Below are 14,965 nucleotides of genomic sequence, written 5' to 3' on the forward strand. Positions count from 1 at the left end.
GCAGTACCTTCCCAACGATGCAGCTAGGTGGACCTTGTGAGCCTTCATCCCCCGCGCGGCCTCCGCGCCCTGTCAGCCACGATCGGGGCCGCGGCGCTCGTCGCCGCCGGCGCCCTCGTGCCGATCGCGGCCGCTCCGGCCGCAGCCGCCGACGCCCCTCCCCCGGCCGGCGCCGCCATCGCCCAGACCCAGTACGCGCTGGTCGGCGTGGACTCCGAGTCGGCGCCGTATCCCGCGCCTCCCGCGCTCGACGGCACCGCGCTGGCGGCGTTCGACGGCGACCCGAACACGCAGTGGGCGACCAAGTACAACGGCGGCGACCCCGACCCGCTGCCGCACTGGATCACCCTCGACGTGGGCGGTTCGTTCCCGCTCACCGGCATCCAGTACCAGGTGAAGAACCAGTCCAACGGGCCGGTCGCCGATGTCGCCGTCTACGTCACGGACAGCGCCGCGGTGGCGAAGGATGCTGCTGCGGACTGGGGCACGCCGGCCGCGACCGGCACCTTCCGCCAGCCGACCTCGGCCACGGACGTGCAGAACCTCGTGTTCTCGCAGCCCGTCACCGGCCGCTACCTGAAGTTCGTCGCGACGAGCACGATCAACGGCAGCGCGAACGTCTCCGCCGGTGAGCTGCGCGTCTTCGCCACCGGCGACACGACCCCGCCGCCGGTCACACCCGACCCGCCCGCCGACGCCGCGACCCCGGTCGCGATCGGCAACGGCACCGGGCTCACCGTCCAGGTCGCCCGCGAGTTCCCGCAGGTCGTCTCGTACGACCTGAACGGCAAGACCCTCGGCGGACAGGCGCAGAAGCTCGACACCTTCACGATCAACGGGACCGCGCACACCGCGGCGACGACCATGACGACAACGGCCGACACCGCCACCTACGTGTCGACCTTCGCCGACCTCCCGGACCTCACGATCACGACGGCGATCACCGCCACCGCGAAGGGCACCGTCGAGTTCGCCGTCACGAAAATCGAGGGAGGCGCCGCCGCGACCGTCGACCAGCTCGCCATCCCGGACCTGTCGCTCGTGTCGGTCGATTCGTCCGACCCGGCCGCCGCTCTCGCCCGCACCCAGATCTCCACCGACTCCACGACGACCGCCGACCGGTTCCTCGCGATCACGGGCTCGACCCCGCTGGACGCGCGCAGCGTCGGAACGCCGTACGGGTTCGTCAGCGGCTCGCAGCTCGCCGCGGGCATCCTCACCAACGCGACCGACGACTCCGCCCAGGACTCGAACACCAACTGGAACACGCGCCTGCAGTCGCAGATCGTGGACGCCGGCAACGGCGCCCGCCGCGCCCAGCTCTCGGTCGGCAACTGGACCTACGCCCCGGCCGGCGCGACCGACCCGCGCGTCGCGGTCTACGCCCTGCCGCAGGCGACCGTCGTGCTCTCGGCCGACGCGAACAGCGACGGGAAGGTCGACTGGCAGGATGCCGCCATCGCCTACCGCGACGCCTCGACCCGGCCCCTCGGCGCCGAGCGCGTCGCCGAGCGGGTCGTTCAGCACATCCCGTTCAACTTCGCGAGCCAGGCGACGAACCCGTTCCTGAAGACGCTCGACAACGTCAAGCGCATCTCGATGACCACCGACGACCTCGGCCAGTGGGTGCTCGACAAGGGCTACGCCAACGAGGGCCACGATTCCGGGCACCCGGACTACGGCGGCGACTACAACACGCGCGCGGGCGGCCTCGCCGACTTCAACACGCTCGTCGAGGACGGCAAGAAGTACAACGCCGACGTCGCCGTGCACGTGAACGCGACCGAGGCGTACCCGCAGGCCAAGACGTTCAGCGACCGGATGGTGCAGGGCCAGGTGAACGGGTGGGACTGGCTGAACCAGAGCTACCACATCGACCAGCGCTACGACCTCGGCTCCGGCGCGATCGTCGACCGGTTCGCGCAGCTCAAGCAGGAGGTGCCCGACCTGGCCGGCGTCTACATCGACGCCTACTACTCGAGCGGCTGGCTGGCCGACGGGCTCGCGGCGCAATTGCGCGACCTCGACCTCCAGGTCGCGACCGAGTGGGCGTACAAGTTCGAGGGCTCGTCGATCTGGTCGCACTGGGCCAACGACAAGAACTACGGCGGCGCGACCAACAAGGGCATCAACTCCAACATCGTCCGCTTCATCACCAACACCGACCGCGACGTCTGGAACGTGGACCCGCTGCTCGGCGGCGCGGACGTCAAGGAGTTCGAGGGCTGGACCGGCCAGAACGACTGGAACACCTTCTACTCGAACATCTGGTCGGCGAACCTCCCGACCAAGTTCCTCCAGCACTTCCCGGTGCAGTCGTGGGACTTCGGCAAGACCGCGACCCTCACCGGCGGCGTGACCGTCTCGATGAAGGACGGCAAGCGGCAGATCGCGATGGACGGCGTGACCGTCGCCACGGGTGGCACCTACCTGCTCCCGTGGGGCGAGCCGGATGCCGACGGCGTCTCGTCGCCGGCCCACGCCGACAAGATGTACTACGTCAACGCGACGGGAGGCGCGGCGACCTTCACGCTCACCCCGCAGTTCGCCGGCACGACCGATTTCACCCTCTACAGGCTGACCGACCAGGGCCGGGTGAAGGTCTCCGACGTCCACGCGACGGACGGCGCCGTCACACTGACCGGCGCGAAGGGCGTGCCGTACGTGCTCGCTCCGGCGAACGGCGCAGCGCCCCACGCCTCGGCCGAGTACGGCGCAGGCAGCGGGCTGGTCGACCCCGGCTTCAACGCGGGCGACCTGACCGCCTGGAACGCCACGGGAGGCGCGAAGGTCGCCACGGCCGACAGCGGCGACAACGTCGCGGTGCTCGGAACCGATCGCTCGGCGCTCTCGCAGAAGGTCACCGGGCTGCAGCCCGGCAAGCGGTACTCCTTCAGCGCGAACGTGGAGATCGGACCGGGCGAGCGCCGTGCGACCACCCTCTCGGTGGATGCCGGGACCATCGCCGCGAACACGTTCGACACGACACCGGCCGCCAACTCGATGGACTCGGACGCGAAGAAGGGCACCTACTCGCAGCGCGCGTCCGTCGGCTTCACCGCTCCCGCGAACGGGACGGTGACCGTCGCCCTCGGCGCGGTGGCCGGCAAGGCCGCGGTCACGTTCGACGACGCCCGGATCATGCTCGACACCTCCACCGCCCTCCCCACCGACGGCGCGGTGATCGCGGCGGACGACTTCGAGGGCAACCAGCCCGGCTGGGGTCCGTTCGTGAAGGGCGACGCCGGCGGGAGCACCGACCCGCGCACCTCCATCAGCGAGCTGCACGACCCGTACAGCCAGAAGGCGTGGAAGAACACGCACTCGCCGTACGACTCCGGCACCCTGAAGGGTCTCGGCGTCGACGACGTGCTGAGCGGCGAGCACTCGCTCAAGGCGCACGAGGAGAACACCGGCCTCGTCTACCGCACGATTCCCGCCACCGTCCCGTTCGTCGCCGGCCACAAGTACCGGGTGTCGTTCGACTACCAGACGAACCTCGACGGGCAGTGGGCCTGGGTCACCGGCGCGGACACGGTCGGCGGGGGCGCGGTCTCCTCGGCCGACGTGAACCGGGAGGCGATCGCTCCCGCCCTCGACACGGCGCACTACGCGAAGGACATCGTCGCCGGCTGCGGCGACACCTGGGTGGGGCTGCGCAAACTGGGCAGCGCGAACGGCGCCGACTTCGTGCTCGACGACTTCCGCGTCGAGGACCTCGGCGAGGAGGCCGGAGGCGCGTCCTGCGGTTCGGTGGCCGCTCCGGCGAGCACCGACCTCAGCCCCGGCGTCGCGGGCTCGCTGGTGACGACCTTCACCAACAACGAGCTGACGGCGGCGACCAACGTCAGCGTCGAGCTGACCGGCCTGCCCGACGGGTGGACCGCGCAGGTCGCGAAGAAGGGCGGCAACCTGTTCGGCAGCGTCGCCCCGGGGACGAGCGTGACGACCACCTGGCTCGTCACGCCTCCCGCCGCCGCCGCGGGGACGAGCGCGAGCCTGTCGGTCGTGGCGACCTACGCGAACGACTGCGTCACCAAGTCGGTCACGGGAGCGGCCAAGACGACCGTCTCCGACCGGCCGATGCTGTCGCCCGGCTCGATGACCGCCACCGCCGACTCGGAGAACCTCTCCTCCGGAGCCGGGGAAGGCCCCGTCGGGAACGTGCTCGACGGCGATCCCGGAACGATCTGGCACACCGACTACACGAACTCATCGGCGCCGTATCCGCACTGGGTCACCCTGGCGCTGGCGGGTCCGTCGACGGTCGACGGCTTCGGTTACCTCGGCCGGCAGAGCGGCGGCCAGAACGGGCGGGTGAAGGGCTACGAGATCGCGGTCTCGGACGACGGCTCCTCCTGGACCACCGTCGCGACCGGCGCGCTGGTCGACTCCCCCGACACCCAGGTCGTGCCGTTCACGCCGGTGACCGCGTCGTTCGTGCGGTTCACTGCGACGAGCTCGCTCAACGGCCAGCCGTTCGCCGCGGCCGCCGAGATGCGCGTCTACGGCACGGCCGCCGACCACCCGACCGGGTTCGCGCCCGGCGTGCGGGCGGCGGACGAGCCCTGCGCCGCCGGGACGCCCGCGATCTCGGCTCCCGTCGCGGTCACGGCCGGGCACGACCTCACGGTCGGCGTGAGCGGACTCGGGAAGGGTGTGCGCGCCTCCGTGGTCCTGCACTCCGACCCGCTGACGCTCGGCACCGTCACGACGGACGCGAACGGGGAGGCGAGTCTGACCGCCACGGTCCCGGCCGACTTCGCCACCGGCCCGCACACCCTGCAGGTCGTGGTGGACGGCGACGTCGTCGCCGAGCGTGCGATCACCGTGACGGCGGCAGAAGTGCCGGGCGGGAACGGCGGTTCGGGAGGCGGTGCGGGAGGTGGCGGTGCGGCGGTCGTCCCGCCGGGCCTCGATGGTCCGCTCGCCTCCACCGGCTCGACGGCGCTCGGCGTCGCGGCGCTGCTCGCGCTGCTGGCCGCGGCCGGCATCGGTGCGGGCGTCGTGCTCCGCCTGCGGCGGACGCGCCGAGCGTAGCGCCCGGCCGCCGCTACGACGGTGCCCCCGCCTCTCGGTCGATCACCGGGAGGCGGGGGCACCGTTCGTTCGCACGCGTGTCTACCCCGCGCGATTCGTGCCGAATGTGGACTTGGGCGCGCGCTTTCACGACATTCGTGACGAATGTCGGCGCGCGGGTCAGTGGCGGGGCTTGCGCGGCGGCCGCTCGTCGCGGCCGCGGTCGTCGCGACCGCGGGACTCGCGGCGCGCGCCGGCGCCGCGGTCGGGGCGCAGCTCGATCAGCTTGCCACTGATCCGCGTGCCCGACAGGCGCGAGAGCGTGTCGCCCGGGAGGTCGGCGGGCAGCTCGACGATGGAGAGGTCGGGCATGATGCGGATGTGCCCGAAGTCGTCGCGGCTCAGGCCGCCCTCGTTCGCGAGGGCGCCGACGATCTGGCGCGGCTCGACGCGCTGCCGCTTGCCGACCTCGATGCGGTAGGGCGCCATCGTCTTGTCGCTGCGCTCGCGGCGCGCGGCACGATCACCGCGAGCACCGTCGCGATCGCCGGCACGGCCTCCACGGTCCGAACGCCCCCCGCGGTCCTCGGAGCGGGAGTCGCGCTCGACCCGCTGGGTCAGCGCGTCGTCGCCGCTGAGCAGCAGCGGCTCCTCGCCCTGGGCGACCACGGCGAGCGCGGCAGCGACATCCGCCTCGGGCACGTCGTGGTGCTCGACGTAGTGGGCGATGATGTCGCGGAACCGCGAGATGCGGTCCTCCTGGCCGAGGGCCTCCGTGATCGCGTCGTCGAAGCGGGCGAGGCGGGTGGTGTTGACGTCGTCGACGCTCGGGAGCTGCATCTGCGTGAGCGGCTGGCGGGTCGCCTTCTCGATCGCGGTGAGCAGCCGGCGCTCGCGCGGTGTGACGAAGCTGATCGCGGCGCCGCTGCGGCCCGCGCGGCCGGTGCGGCCGATGCGGTGCACGTACGACTCGGTGTCGATCGGGATGTCGAAGTTGACCACGTGGCTGATGCGCTCGACGTCGAGTCCGCGCGCCGCCACATCCGTCGCCACGAGGATGTCGAGCTTGCCCGACTTGAGCTGGTCGACGGTGCGCTCGCGCTGGGCCTGGGCGACGTCGCCGTTGATGGCGGCCGCCGAGTAGCCGCGGGCGCGGAGCCGCTCGGCGAGGGTCTCCGTCTCGTTCTTGGTGCGGACGAAGATGATCATGCCCTCGAAGTTCTCGACCTCGAGGATGCGGGTGAGCGCGTCCACCTTCTGCGGGTACGAGACGACGAGGTAGCGCTGCGTCGTGTTCGCCGAGGTGGTGGTCTTCGACTTGACCGTGATCTCTTCGGGGTCGTGGAGGTACTTCTTCGAGATGCGGCGGATCTGTGCCGGCATCGTCGCCGAGAAGAGGGCGACCTGCTTGTCGTCGGGCGTGTCGGCGAGGATGGTCTCCACATCCTCCGCGAACCCCATCTTCAGCATCTCGTCGGCCTCGTCGAGCACCAGGTACTTGAGCGCGGAGAGGTCGAGGGTGCCCTTGTCGAGGTGGTCCATGATGCGGCCGGGCGTGCCGACGACGATGTGGACGCCGCGGCGCAGCGCCGAGAGCTGCACGCCGTACCCCTGCCCGCCGTAGACGGGGAGGAGGTGGACGCCCTTGAGGTGCGCGGCGTAGCTCTCGAACGCCTCCGCGACCTGCAGCGCGAGCTCACGGGTGGGCGCGAGCACGAGCGCCTGGGGAGTCTTCTGCGAGAGGTCGAGGCGGGAGAGGATCGGCAACGCGAACGCGGCGGTCTTGCCGGTTCCGGTCTGGGCGAGCCCGACGACGTCGCGGCCCTCCAGGAGCAGGGGGATGGTGGCCGCCTGGATCGCGGACGGCGTCTCGTAGCCGACGTCCTTCAGGGCCTTCAGCACAGCGCTGTCGAGCCCCAGGTCGGAGAAGGTCAACGCGGCTTCGGCGGTCTCGGCCTCGCTGGGCACGGAATCGGACGTGGTCATCGTCCAACGGTAGTCCCTGCGGGCTGCGAGCGCGCCGCGAGCGGGTGCCGCACATTCGTGCCGAATGTGGGGATAGGCGCCTCCAAAGTCGACATTCGGCACGAATGTCGCGCGTCAGCCGCCGATGGTGGCGGCCGTCACGTCGATGACGGCACCCGCGCGGCCCGTCGACGCGGCCCAGTCGCGCACGACGTCGTAGACGCGCCGGCACACCTCGCCGGCCGCGTCGACGCCGTCCACGCCGATGCGCACGCGGATGCGGTCGCCGCTCACGAGCACCGTTCCCGGATCCGCCGGGCCGGCGGTGAGGGCCGAGCCGATCGCCGCGACGACCTGGCCGGCCGGGGAGGCCGCCGGGTACAGCGTGGCGACTCCGGCGACCTCGAGGATGAGGGCGGAGAGCGCCGCGGTCGACCCGGCATCGGGCGCGGGGCCGTCGGTCGCGAGCGTGCCGCTCATCGCGCGTCCTTTCCGGTGCGGGGCTCCCGCACGTCCGTGACGAGCACGTCGACGGAGGTGATCGTCAGCTCGGCGTGCCGGGCGAGTTCCGCGGCGACCGCCGTGCGCACCGCCTCGGCCGTCTCGGTCATCGACACCCCGTAGCGCACGGAGATCTCGAGGTGGACGGCGACCGGTGCCCCGGGCGTCTCCACCTCCCCGTCCAGCCTGCAGCGACCGACGAGCACGCCGTCGATCTCGTCGCCGACGCCCCGCACGAGAGCGCGGACCGCGCCCTCGGTCAGAGCCAGGTCGGCGGCGGGGTCGGGATGCGCGATCGGGATGCGGCGGCCCGACTGCACGTCGAGCCGGATGCCGGTGAGGATGCGCCCCACCCAGTCGTCGTCGGCGGGGCTGGCCGCGGCCTCCTCGTCCAACAGGTCCTGCGTGGCGCGGCCGAGGCGCTCCAGGGCGGTCAGCGCGGCCCGGCACTGAGGCGAGTCGTCGATCGTCGGGTCGGCGGGCTGCCGCCCGGCGGCGAGGTAGTCGCTCAACTCGTCGAGGGTGTGCCCGTCGATCAGTTCGTCGGGCGGGAGGAGCGGATCGGTCATCGCCAGTCCTCCATCGCCTCGAGCAGCTTCTTGCGGCCGCGGGCGAGCTGGCCGCGCACCGTGGATGCGGGGATGCCGAGCTCCTCCGCTATGTCGTCGTAACTGTACTGCCCCACTTCGCGGAGCACCCAGCATCGCCTCTGCAGTTCGGGGAGCTGGTCGAGCGCCGCGCCGAGCGCCTCCGTCGCGGAGTGCGTCTCGGCCAGCCGGCTCGGCTCCTCGCGCGCCGGGGCCGGTGCGTCGAGCTCCGTGATGTCGTCGTGCTCGTGGCGCACGCGGATGCGGTCGATGCACCGTCGGCTCAGGATACGCATCAGCCAGCTCTTGACCGCCGCGCCCTCGTCCAGCTCGCCGAGCCGCCGCCACGCCGTGACGAACGTCTCCTGCACGACGTCGTCCGACTCGTCGGTCGACCCGAGCATCCGGGCGGCGTAGGCGCGCATCAGCGGACCGTGCCGGCGCACCAGCACCTCGAACGCGACGGTGTCGCCGTCGGCCGCGCGACCGGCGAGGAGGCCGTCGGCCGCCTCCCACAGCTCGGACACGCTGGACCTCGGCACAGCACCCCCTCTGCTCGGCGGTCTCTTGAGCGACCACACGCATCATGTTAGACAGGCGATCAGCACGCCGAGCGCGGTCGACAGAAAAAACTTCGTGCGGGAGCGTGACGAATGCACGCCTGCGCCCGTCCCAGCAGTAGGAGTCACCACGGTGACCACCGCGGGACGTCCCCGCGGACAGAGGGAAGGATCACGCATGGCAAACACAACGACCACCACGACCACGGCCGGATCGAGCATCGTGTCGGCGCAGGGCAGGACGGTCATCAACGACGCCGTCGTCGCGAAGGTCGCCGGCATCGCGGCCCGGGAGGTCCCCGGCGTGTTCGCGCTGGGCGGCGGCGCGGCCCGTGCCTTCGGAGCGATCCGGGAGGCCATCAACGCCACCGATCTGGGTCAGGGCATCAGCGTCGAGGTCGGCGAGACGCAGGTCGCCGCCGACGTCACCATCGTCGCCGAGTACCCCGTCGCCCTCCAGAAGGTCGCCGCCGACGTGCGCACCGCCATCACCCAGGCGATCGAGCAGATCGTCGGGCTCCAGGTCACCGAGGTCAACGTGACGATCAACGACGTGCACCTGCCGTCCGACGACGATGAGGACGGGCAGGAGGCGCGAGTCCAGTGACCTCCGCCCGGTTCGGCGTCCTGGTCGCCGGCGCTCTCGCCGTCGTCTGGGCCGTGTTCGGCTTCTGGGTGTTCCTCGGCGTGGCCGCCGCGATGCTGGTCGGCTACCTCGTCGGGCGCCTGCTCAGCGGCGAGATCGACGTGGCACGTCTGGCCGACGCGCTGCGCGGCCGCCGCTCGTCGTCATGACGGCCGGGCGCGACCGCTTCGCACCCAAGGCGCTGGAGCGCCTCGCGCGGGCGGTCGCGGCCGAGGCGCTCGGCGTCCGCGTCGCGGACACCTCCGTGCGCATCTCCGACACCGGCGGCGCGCTCGCGGTCCGCGTCACGTCGCCCGTGGCGATGCCGCCCCTCGGCGACGCGACCAGCGGCGGGCTGACCGTCCGGTTGGCCGACGCCGCCGCCGACGCCCGCCGGCGGCTCGCCGAGCTCACCGGCCTGGAGGTCGCCCGCGTCGACGTGCGCGACACCGCGGCCGTCATCAGAGAGAGGAGGGTGCGATGAGCTCCCCCGCCACCCGCATCGTGCGTCGCGAGACGCACTCGCCGCGGTCGACAGCCGCCGTGATCGTTGCGCTGTGCCTGGCCCTAGTGATCGCCTGGGTCGCGACCGAGGGCGTCCTGTCCCTCCTGGGCGTCCACCCACTCCTCCTGTCGCCGCGCGGGATGCTGACCTCCGTCGCCGGAGCGCCTGACGCTCCGGCAGCCTCCCTCATCGCCGTCGCGGTGGTGGCCGGGCTCGTCGGCGTCCTGCTGCTCGCCGTCGCGCTGCTGCCCGGTCGTCGGGCGCGCCGCCCGCTGGACGCCGAGCACGCGATCGTGGTCGCGGACGACACCATGCTGGCCTCGGCCCTCGCCCGCACCGCGGCCAGGACCGCCGCCGTCTCCGCCGATGCCGTGAGCGTGTCGCTCGGCCGCCGCACCGCCACCGTCCGCGTCGTGCCGGTCACCGGCACGCGCGTCGATCGGGATGCGGTCCGCGGCGCCGTCTCCGAGGAGTTCGCCCAGGCAGGGCCGGCACGGCCGGTCCGCGTCGCCGTGCTCGTCTCCGCGGCAGGAAAGGTCGGATCGTGAACACCACCAATCGCGCGCTCAACCGCGCACTGCTCGCCGTCGTGGGGCTGCTCGCCTTCGCGGCCGCCGCATCCCTCGTCTGGCTGCTCGTGGTTCCCGGAGCCGGTGCGCTCTGGCGCGAGTGGGGCACCGCAGCGCTGGCCTCGACGGACGACGTCTTCGGCCGGCCGCTGTGGACGGGCACCACCGTGAGCCTCGCCGCGGTGATCGCCCTGGCCGTCGCCGTGGTCGTCATCGTCCTGCTCCTCGACTTCGTGCTCCGGCAGGGCGGCGGCTCGACGGCCACGGTCGTGCGGGCCCGCGGCGAGGACGGCGGCATCGAGATCGACACCGCGGTGCCCGCCAGCCTGCTCGTCGAACGCCTGCGCGGCGTGCCCGGCGTGGCCGGCGTCGCGGTCAGCGCGTACCGCGTGCGTCGGCAGCCCGCGCTCAAGGTGACGGTCGACTGCCGTCGCGGCGCCTCTCCTCGCACGATCGTCGACGCGATCGACGACGCGGTCCTCCGGCTCGGGGATGCGCTCGGCACGGAGCCGACGGTCTTCGCGCAGCTGACGGGAGGCTTCCGGGCCCGCGTCCGCACCCCCGTCCGGGTCGACACCTCCACGCCGGCGGTGCGTCCCATCCCCTAGCCTGGTTCGCATGACAGTTGTCGTCGAAAACCTCCCGCCGCTGACGTGGAGCAACGGAGCAGGACAGGCCGAGCAGACCGCGGACGGTGAAGTCGTCGTCACGGCCGTCGCCGGGAGCGACTGGACCAACGACGCCTTCGGGGGCCCGCAGCAGCACGCGGCGACCTCGCTCGGCTTCACGCCGACGGAGGACTTCGCGCTCAGCGCGCGGGTTCGGGTGACGTCCCCGCGCACGACATTCGACGCCGGGGTGCTCGCCATCTGGGGCGACCGGGACCACTGGGCGAAGCTCTGCTTCGAGAACTCGCCGCAGGGGCAGCCGATGGTCGTGTCCGTCGTCACCAACACGTTCTCCGACGACTGCAACTCGACGATCGTCACCGACGACCACGTGTACCTGCGCGTGGTCCGCTCCGGCACCGGCTGGGCGTTCCACTCCTCGCGCGACGGCGTGACGTGGGACTTCGTGCGCGTCTTCCGGCTCGACTACGACGGCCCGGTGAACGTCGGCTTCATGGCGCAGGCGCCGATGGGCGACACCTGCGTCGCCGTGTTCGACACGATCGCGTACTCCACCGACGTGCCGGGCGACTTCCGCAACGGCGACTGAGCCGCCCGCTACTCGGCCGGCGGGGTCGGCTCCCCGAGCGACAACATGAGCCGGTTGGCCCAGTTGAAGAAGGCCGCGCCGTTGATCGCGTCGATGATCGCCAGATCGTCGAGCCCGGCCTCCCGGAGCTGACGCACGTGCTCAGGGCCGAACGCGCCCGGGATCACGGTGAGGGCGACCGACGCGTCGATGACGGCGCGCCACTGCGGGTCGTCCTGCTGCCCGGCCGGACCCTCGTCGAGCAGCCGCTGCACGTCGTCCGGGCGCTTGGACTTGTGCGTGGCGAAGCGGGAGTGGACGGACGCGCAGAAGATGCAGCCGTTGGTGCGGGAGGCGCTGGCGGCCGAGAGCTCGCGCAGCGCGCGGGTGAGGCCGCCCTTCTCGTTGTAGAAGATGTCGTTGTCGGTGCGGGTGCGGGCACCCAGGATGTCGGGGTCGCGCACCAGCAGGCGGAAGTACGGACTGTTCGCCCGGCCCTTGTCGACGAGCCCCTCGTAGTGCCGCTCGGTCAGCTCGTCGAGGGGCAGCGGCTCCAGCCACGCCTCCCAGCCGAGCTCGGCCTGGGTGAAGGCGTTGGGGGCCTCGAAGTCGTGCCGGATGACGGTGCCGCTCATGCGAGCTCTCCTTTCAGGACGGTGAGCCCCGCGACGACGCGGAGCTGGAAGCTGAGGAACGCGACGAGCTGGGACAGCGTGACGATGCCGGTCGTGGACCAGCCGGCGTCGAGCAGTGCCTGCAGCGCGTCGGCCGACGAGTCGCGCGGGCGGTAGACGAGCAGGTGCGTGTGGGCGAGGGCGGCGGCGAGACGCTCGCCGACCGCTGCGGACAGCGCCGCGTCCGGGGTCCACACGAGTCCGGCGACGTTCTCGACGGTCAGCGGCCCGGCGGGGTAGTCGCCGTACGGTCCCTCGGTGAGCGCTCCGGGCACGGCGACCTCGAGGGCGGCGAGCAGATCGGCGTCCTCCGCCGCGAGCAGGTCGCGGTAGTGGGAGGCGGTCGGCGACTGCGAGAGCGCGACCGTCCAGTAGGCGACGGCGAGCCGCTCGCGCTGGCCGACCTCCGCCCGCTCGTCGGAGTGGAAGAGGGCGTCGTAGCTGGCCTGCGCGTTGGCGCGCGCGTTCGGCCGCTGGTCGCGGAGGGCGTCGAGGGCGTCGCCGGGGGCGATGCCGACCAGCTGGTCGATGACGTCGGTGGGCATGGACGGTCCTTTCGGTGGTTCGCGGGAGTCAGGGGGTCGCGGGGTCAGCGGTTCGCGGGAGTCAGCGGTGCGCGGGCGCGGGCAGCGCCGGCGTCCAGTCGAGGAGTGCAGGCCCGACCTCGGCGGCGATGAGCTCGATGGAGCGCAGCACCGCGGCGTGCGGCGGGTCGATGGGATGCGGCTGGAAGGCGACGTCGGTCGCGCGCGCCAGGATCGTGTCGGCCCGCAGCGTCGCCAGCACCTGCTCCGGCGTCCCGATGTGCACGTCGAGCCAGGCCAGCAGCTCGGCGTCGGAGACCCCGGCCGGAACCTCCAGCCCCTGGGCGTCGATGAAGCTGCGCCCGCGGTCGATGCCGCGCCGCACCCAGGCGGCCGCCTCCGCTTCGGTGTCGACGACGAGCGCGGATCGCGACGCCAGGATGCGCGGCTCGACGCCCTCGGGCAGCGCGGCCAGGTAGGCGTCGACGATGGCCTCCTGCAGTTCGGGGGAGGTCGGGTCGGTCCAGTTCTTCCGCGGCTGGGTGCGGGAGAGCATGAGGCCGTTGCCCCGGCGCCCGATGCGCTCGGCGCCCGCGGCCGAGAAGGTCGCCTCCCAGATCGCCCCGAGCAGGTCAGGTGCGGCGGGATACAGCGCGCCGCCGTCCGACGTGAGCTCGTCCCCGCGCAGGGCGGCCACCAGCGTCTCGCGGTGCCGGTCGTAGATCGCGGCGCGGTCGCCCGACTCGTGCCCGAACGGCGGGAACGAGGAGGGCGTGCCTCCCGAACCGATCCCGAGCTCGACCCGTCCGCCCGAGAGCAGCTGCAGCACGGCGGCGTCTTCCGCGACGCGCAGCGGCTCCTCCAGCGGCAGCGTCACGATTCCCGTGCCCAGGTGGATGCGGGAGGTGCGCGCCGCCGCCTGCGCGAGCAGCACGAACGGCGACGGGAGGCCGCCCTCGCCTTCGTGGAAGTGGTGCTGGGCGACCCAGACGCTGTCGAGCCCGACCTCCTCCGCCCGTGCGAACTGGTCGATCGCGTTGCGGTAGCGGTCGAGCGCGCTCCCGTCGTCGAGCAGCCGGGTGAAGAACCCGAGCCGCTGGGGTCGCTGGGCCGTGCCGGTCACTGTCCCGCCTTTCCGAGGTACGCCTCTTGGATCTGAGGGTCGTCGAGCAGCTCCTGCGCGGTGCCCTCGAGCACGATCGCGCCCGTCGCGAGCACGTAGCCGCGGGAGGCGATGGAGAGCGCCAGCTCCGCCTGCTGCTCGACGAACAGCACGGCGACGCCGAGCTCTCGGTTGATCCGCACGATCTCGTCGAGCACCTGGTCGACGAGCTTCGGCGACAGGCCCATCGTCGGCTCGTCCATGCAGACCAGGCGGGGCCGGCTCATCAGCGCGCGGGCGAACGCGAGCATCTGCTGCTCCCCGCCCGACAGCGTCCCGGCCTGCTGGCGGCGACGCTCGGCGAGGCGGGGGAAGTGGGTGCGCATCCGGTCGAGGTCCTCGGCCACGCCGGCCTTGTCGCGCCGGGTGTACGCGCCCGCGATGAGGTTCTCGTCGACGGTCATCTCGGGGAAGACGCGCCGCGCCTCCGGGACCGAGGCGATGCCGGCGGCGATCCGGCGGCGGGTGGGGGCGTGCGTGACGTCCTCCCCGGCGAACCGGACGGTGCCGGTCTTCGGCCGGACCAGGCCGAGGATGGTCTTCATCGTCGTCGACTTGCCGCTGGCGTTGCCGCCGAGGAGCGAGACGATCTCCCCCTCCCCCACGGTCAGCGAGTTGCCCCGCAGCGCATGGAAGGGACCGTAGTAGACGTTGACGTCGTCCAGCGCGAGCAGCTCGGTCACTTGAGGTCCACCCCTCCCAGGCCGCGGCGGCGGCCGAGGTAGGCCTCGACCACGGCGGGGTCCGCGCGCACCTCGTCCGGGCGGCCCTCGGCGATGATGCGGCCGCCGTCCATCACGATCACGCGGTCGGAGACGGTCATCACGAGGTCGAGCTTGTGCTCCACCAGCAGGATGGTCTGCCCGGCCGCCTTGAGCTCCAGCAGCTGCTCGAGCACCTCCGCCGTCTCGGACTGGTTCATCCCGGCCGTCGGCTCGTCGAGCACGAGCAGCTTGGGCGCGAGCGCCAGCGCGCGGGCGATCTCGGTGCGCCGCCGGTTGGCGTAGCTGAGCGAGTAGGCCGGGTCGTCGCGGCGCGGCCCGAGGCGCGCCTCGAACCGGTCGATCTCGGACTCGA

Annotated in this window: 16 protein-coding genes; 7 read left to right on the forward strand and 9 right to left on the reverse strand. The window is 72.3% G+C overall.

Translation table 11 applies throughout. From position 1 onward, the window contains the following. Positions 1–36 precede the first annotated feature (36 nt). Positions 37–5,040 (forward strand): endo-alpha-N-acetylgalactosaminidase family protein, encoded by a 5,004-nt coding sequence (locus FHX33_RS20470; protein ID WP_221209760.1) that lies wholly within the window; start codon positions 37–39, stop codon positions 5,038–5,040. Positions 5,041–5,199: 159 nt separating this feature from the next. On the opposite strand, the gene FHX33_RS20475 is transcribed toward FHX33_RS20470, so the two are convergent. From FHX33_RS20475 to FHX33_RS20490, 4 genes are all read right to left on the reverse strand, one after another. After that, a complete protein-coding gene (locus tag FHX33_RS20475; protein ID WP_183428919.1) occupies positions 5,200–7,005 on the reverse strand; it encodes a DEAD/DEAH box helicase in 1,806 nt (601 codons plus the stop codon). A gap of 114 nt (positions 7,006–7,119) precedes the next feature. After that, positions 7,120–7,464: a hypothetical protein gene (locus FHX33_RS20480; RefSeq protein WP_183428920.1), complete on the reverse strand. Its 345-nt coding sequence runs from the start codon at positions 7,462–7,464 to the stop codon at positions 7,120–7,122. Beyond that, a complete protein-coding gene (locus FHX33_RS20485) occupies positions 7,461–8,054 on the reverse strand; it encodes an Asp23/Gls24 family envelope stress response protein (RefSeq protein WP_021765493.1) in 594 nt (197 codons plus the stop codon). The genes FHX33_RS20480 and FHX33_RS20485 overlap by 4 nt, the downstream gene beginning before the upstream one ends. Continuing rightward, complete coding sequence (locus FHX33_RS20490; RefSeq protein WP_039924208.1) at positions 8,051–8,614, reverse strand: RNA polymerase sigma factor; 564 nt, start codon at positions 8,612–8,614, stop codon at positions 8,051–8,053. Before FHX33_RS20490 ends, FHX33_RS20485 begins: the two co-directional genes overlap by 4 nt. A gap of 196 nt (positions 8,615–8,810) precedes the next feature. Between FHX33_RS20490 and FHX33_RS20495 the strand changes: the two genes are divergently transcribed. From FHX33_RS20495 to FHX33_RS20520, 6 genes are read left to right on the forward strand one after another with little or no spacing between them, the layout of a single operon-like run. Further along, positions 8,811–9,239, forward strand: a complete 429-nt coding sequence (locus FHX33_RS20495) for an Asp23/Gls24 family envelope stress response protein (protein WP_021765495.1) — start codon at positions 8,811–8,813, stop codon at positions 9,237–9,239. Beyond that, positions 9,236–9,427, forward strand: coding sequence for a hypothetical protein (locus tag FHX33_RS20500; RefSeq protein ID WP_021765496.1), 192 nt, complete (start codon positions 9,236–9,238; stop codon positions 9,425–9,427). Before FHX33_RS20495 ends, FHX33_RS20500 begins: the two co-directional genes overlap by 4 nt. Further along, entirely contained in the window at positions 9,424–9,741 is a 318-nt protein-coding gene (locus FHX33_RS20505; protein ID WP_183428921.1) for a hypothetical protein, read from the forward strand. The genes FHX33_RS20500 and FHX33_RS20505 overlap by 4 nt, the downstream gene beginning before the upstream one ends. Then, on the forward strand, positions 9,738–10,310 hold the full coding sequence (locus tag FHX33_RS20510; RefSeq protein WP_183428922.1) for a DUF6286 domain-containing protein: 573 nt from the start codon (positions 9,738–9,740) through the stop codon (positions 10,308–10,310). The genes FHX33_RS20505 and FHX33_RS20510 overlap by 4 nt, the downstream gene beginning before the upstream one ends. Further along, positions 10,307–10,939, forward strand: a complete 633-nt coding sequence (locus FHX33_RS20515) for a hypothetical protein (protein WP_183428901.1) — start codon at positions 10,307–10,309, stop codon at positions 10,937–10,939. The genes FHX33_RS20510 and FHX33_RS20515 overlap by 4 nt, the downstream gene beginning before the upstream one ends. 10 nt (positions 10,940–10,949) lie before the next feature. After that, positions 10,950–11,549, forward strand: coding sequence for a DUF1349 domain-containing protein (locus tag FHX33_RS20520; RefSeq protein ID WP_021761110.1), 600 nt, complete (start codon positions 10,950–10,952; stop codon positions 11,547–11,549). Positions 11,550–11,557: 8 nt separating this feature from the next. Here the strand turns inward: FHX33_RS20520 and FHX33_RS20525 are convergent, their stop codons facing one another. The 5 genes from FHX33_RS20525 to FHX33_RS20545 all read right to left on the reverse strand — a co-directional run. Then, entirely contained in the window at positions 11,558–12,163 is a 606-nt protein-coding gene (locus tag FHX33_RS20525) for an alkylhydroperoxidase domain protein (protein ID WP_021761108.1), read from the reverse strand. After that, on the reverse strand, positions 12,160–12,747 hold the full coding sequence (locus tag FHX33_RS20530) for a CMD domain protein (RefSeq protein WP_021761106.1): 588 nt from the start codon (positions 12,745–12,747) through the stop codon (positions 12,160–12,162). The genes FHX33_RS20525 and FHX33_RS20530 overlap by 4 nt, the downstream gene beginning before the upstream one ends. A gap of 61 nt (positions 12,748–12,808) precedes the next feature. Further along, positions 12,809–13,849 carry a putative FMN-dependent luciferase-like monooxygenase gene (locus FHX33_RS20535; protein ID WP_021761104.1) on the reverse strand — a complete coding sequence of 347 codons (1,041 nt, stop codon included), beginning with the start codon at positions 13,847–13,849 and terminating at the stop codon, positions 12,809–12,811. Continuing rightward, a complete protein-coding gene (locus FHX33_RS20540) occupies positions 13,846–14,571 on the reverse strand; it encodes an ABC transporter ATP-binding protein (RefSeq protein WP_021761102.1) in 726 nt (241 codons plus the stop codon). Before FHX33_RS20540 ends, FHX33_RS20535 begins: the two co-directional genes overlap by 4 nt. After that, the coding region (locus FHX33_RS20545; protein ID WP_183428923.1) for an ABC transporter ATP-binding protein C-terminal domain-containing protein at positions 14,568–14,965 on the reverse strand (398 nt) is incomplete at its 5' end. The genes FHX33_RS20545 and FHX33_RS20540, both read right to left, overlap by 4 nt.

Origin of the sequence: Leifsonia aquatica (assembly GCF_014190775.1) — a bacterium.
Lineage (GTDB): Bacteria > Actinomycetota > Actinomycetes > Actinomycetales > Microbacteriaceae > Leifsonia > Leifsonia aquatica.

What these genes read in the sequence shown, in the direction of transcription:
- FHX33_RS20480 (WP_183428920.1), bottom strand. Translation starts at nt 7,464, where the DNA reads ATGAGCGGCACGCTCGCGACCGACGGCCCCGCGCCCGATGCCGGGTCG.
- FHX33_RS20475 (WP_183428919.1), bottom strand. Translation starts at nt 7,005, where the DNA reads ATGACCACGTCCGATTCCGTGCCCAGCGAGGCCGAGACCGCCGAAGCC.
- FHX33_RS20505 (WP_183428921.1), top strand. Translation starts at nt 9,424, where the DNA reads ATGACGGCCGGGCGCGACCGCTTCGCACCCAAGGCGCTGGAGCGCCTC.
- FHX33_RS20520 (WP_021761110.1), top strand. Translation starts at nt 10,950, where the DNA reads ATGACAGTTGTCGTCGAAAACCTCCCGCCGCTGACGTGGAGCAACGGA.
- FHX33_RS20485 (WP_021765493.1), bottom strand. Translation starts at nt 8,054, where the DNA reads ATGACCGATCCGCTCCTCCCGCCCGACGAACTGATCGACGGGCACACC.
- FHX33_RS20530 (WP_021761106.1), bottom strand. Translation starts at nt 12,747, where the DNA reads ATGCCCACCGACGTCATCGACCAGCTGGTCGGCATCGCCCCCGGCGAC.
- FHX33_RS20495 (WP_021765495.1), top strand. Translation starts at nt 8,811, where the DNA reads ATGGCAAACACAACGACCACCACGACCACGGCCGGATCGAGCATCGTG.
- FHX33_RS20525 (WP_021761108.1), bottom strand. Translation starts at nt 12,163, where the DNA reads ATGAGCGGCACCGTCATCCGGCACGACTTCGAGGCCCCCAACGCCTTC.
- FHX33_RS20510 (WP_183428922.1), top strand. Translation starts at nt 9,738, where the DNA reads ATGAGCTCCCCCGCCACCCGCATCGTGCGTCGCGAGACGCACTCGCCG.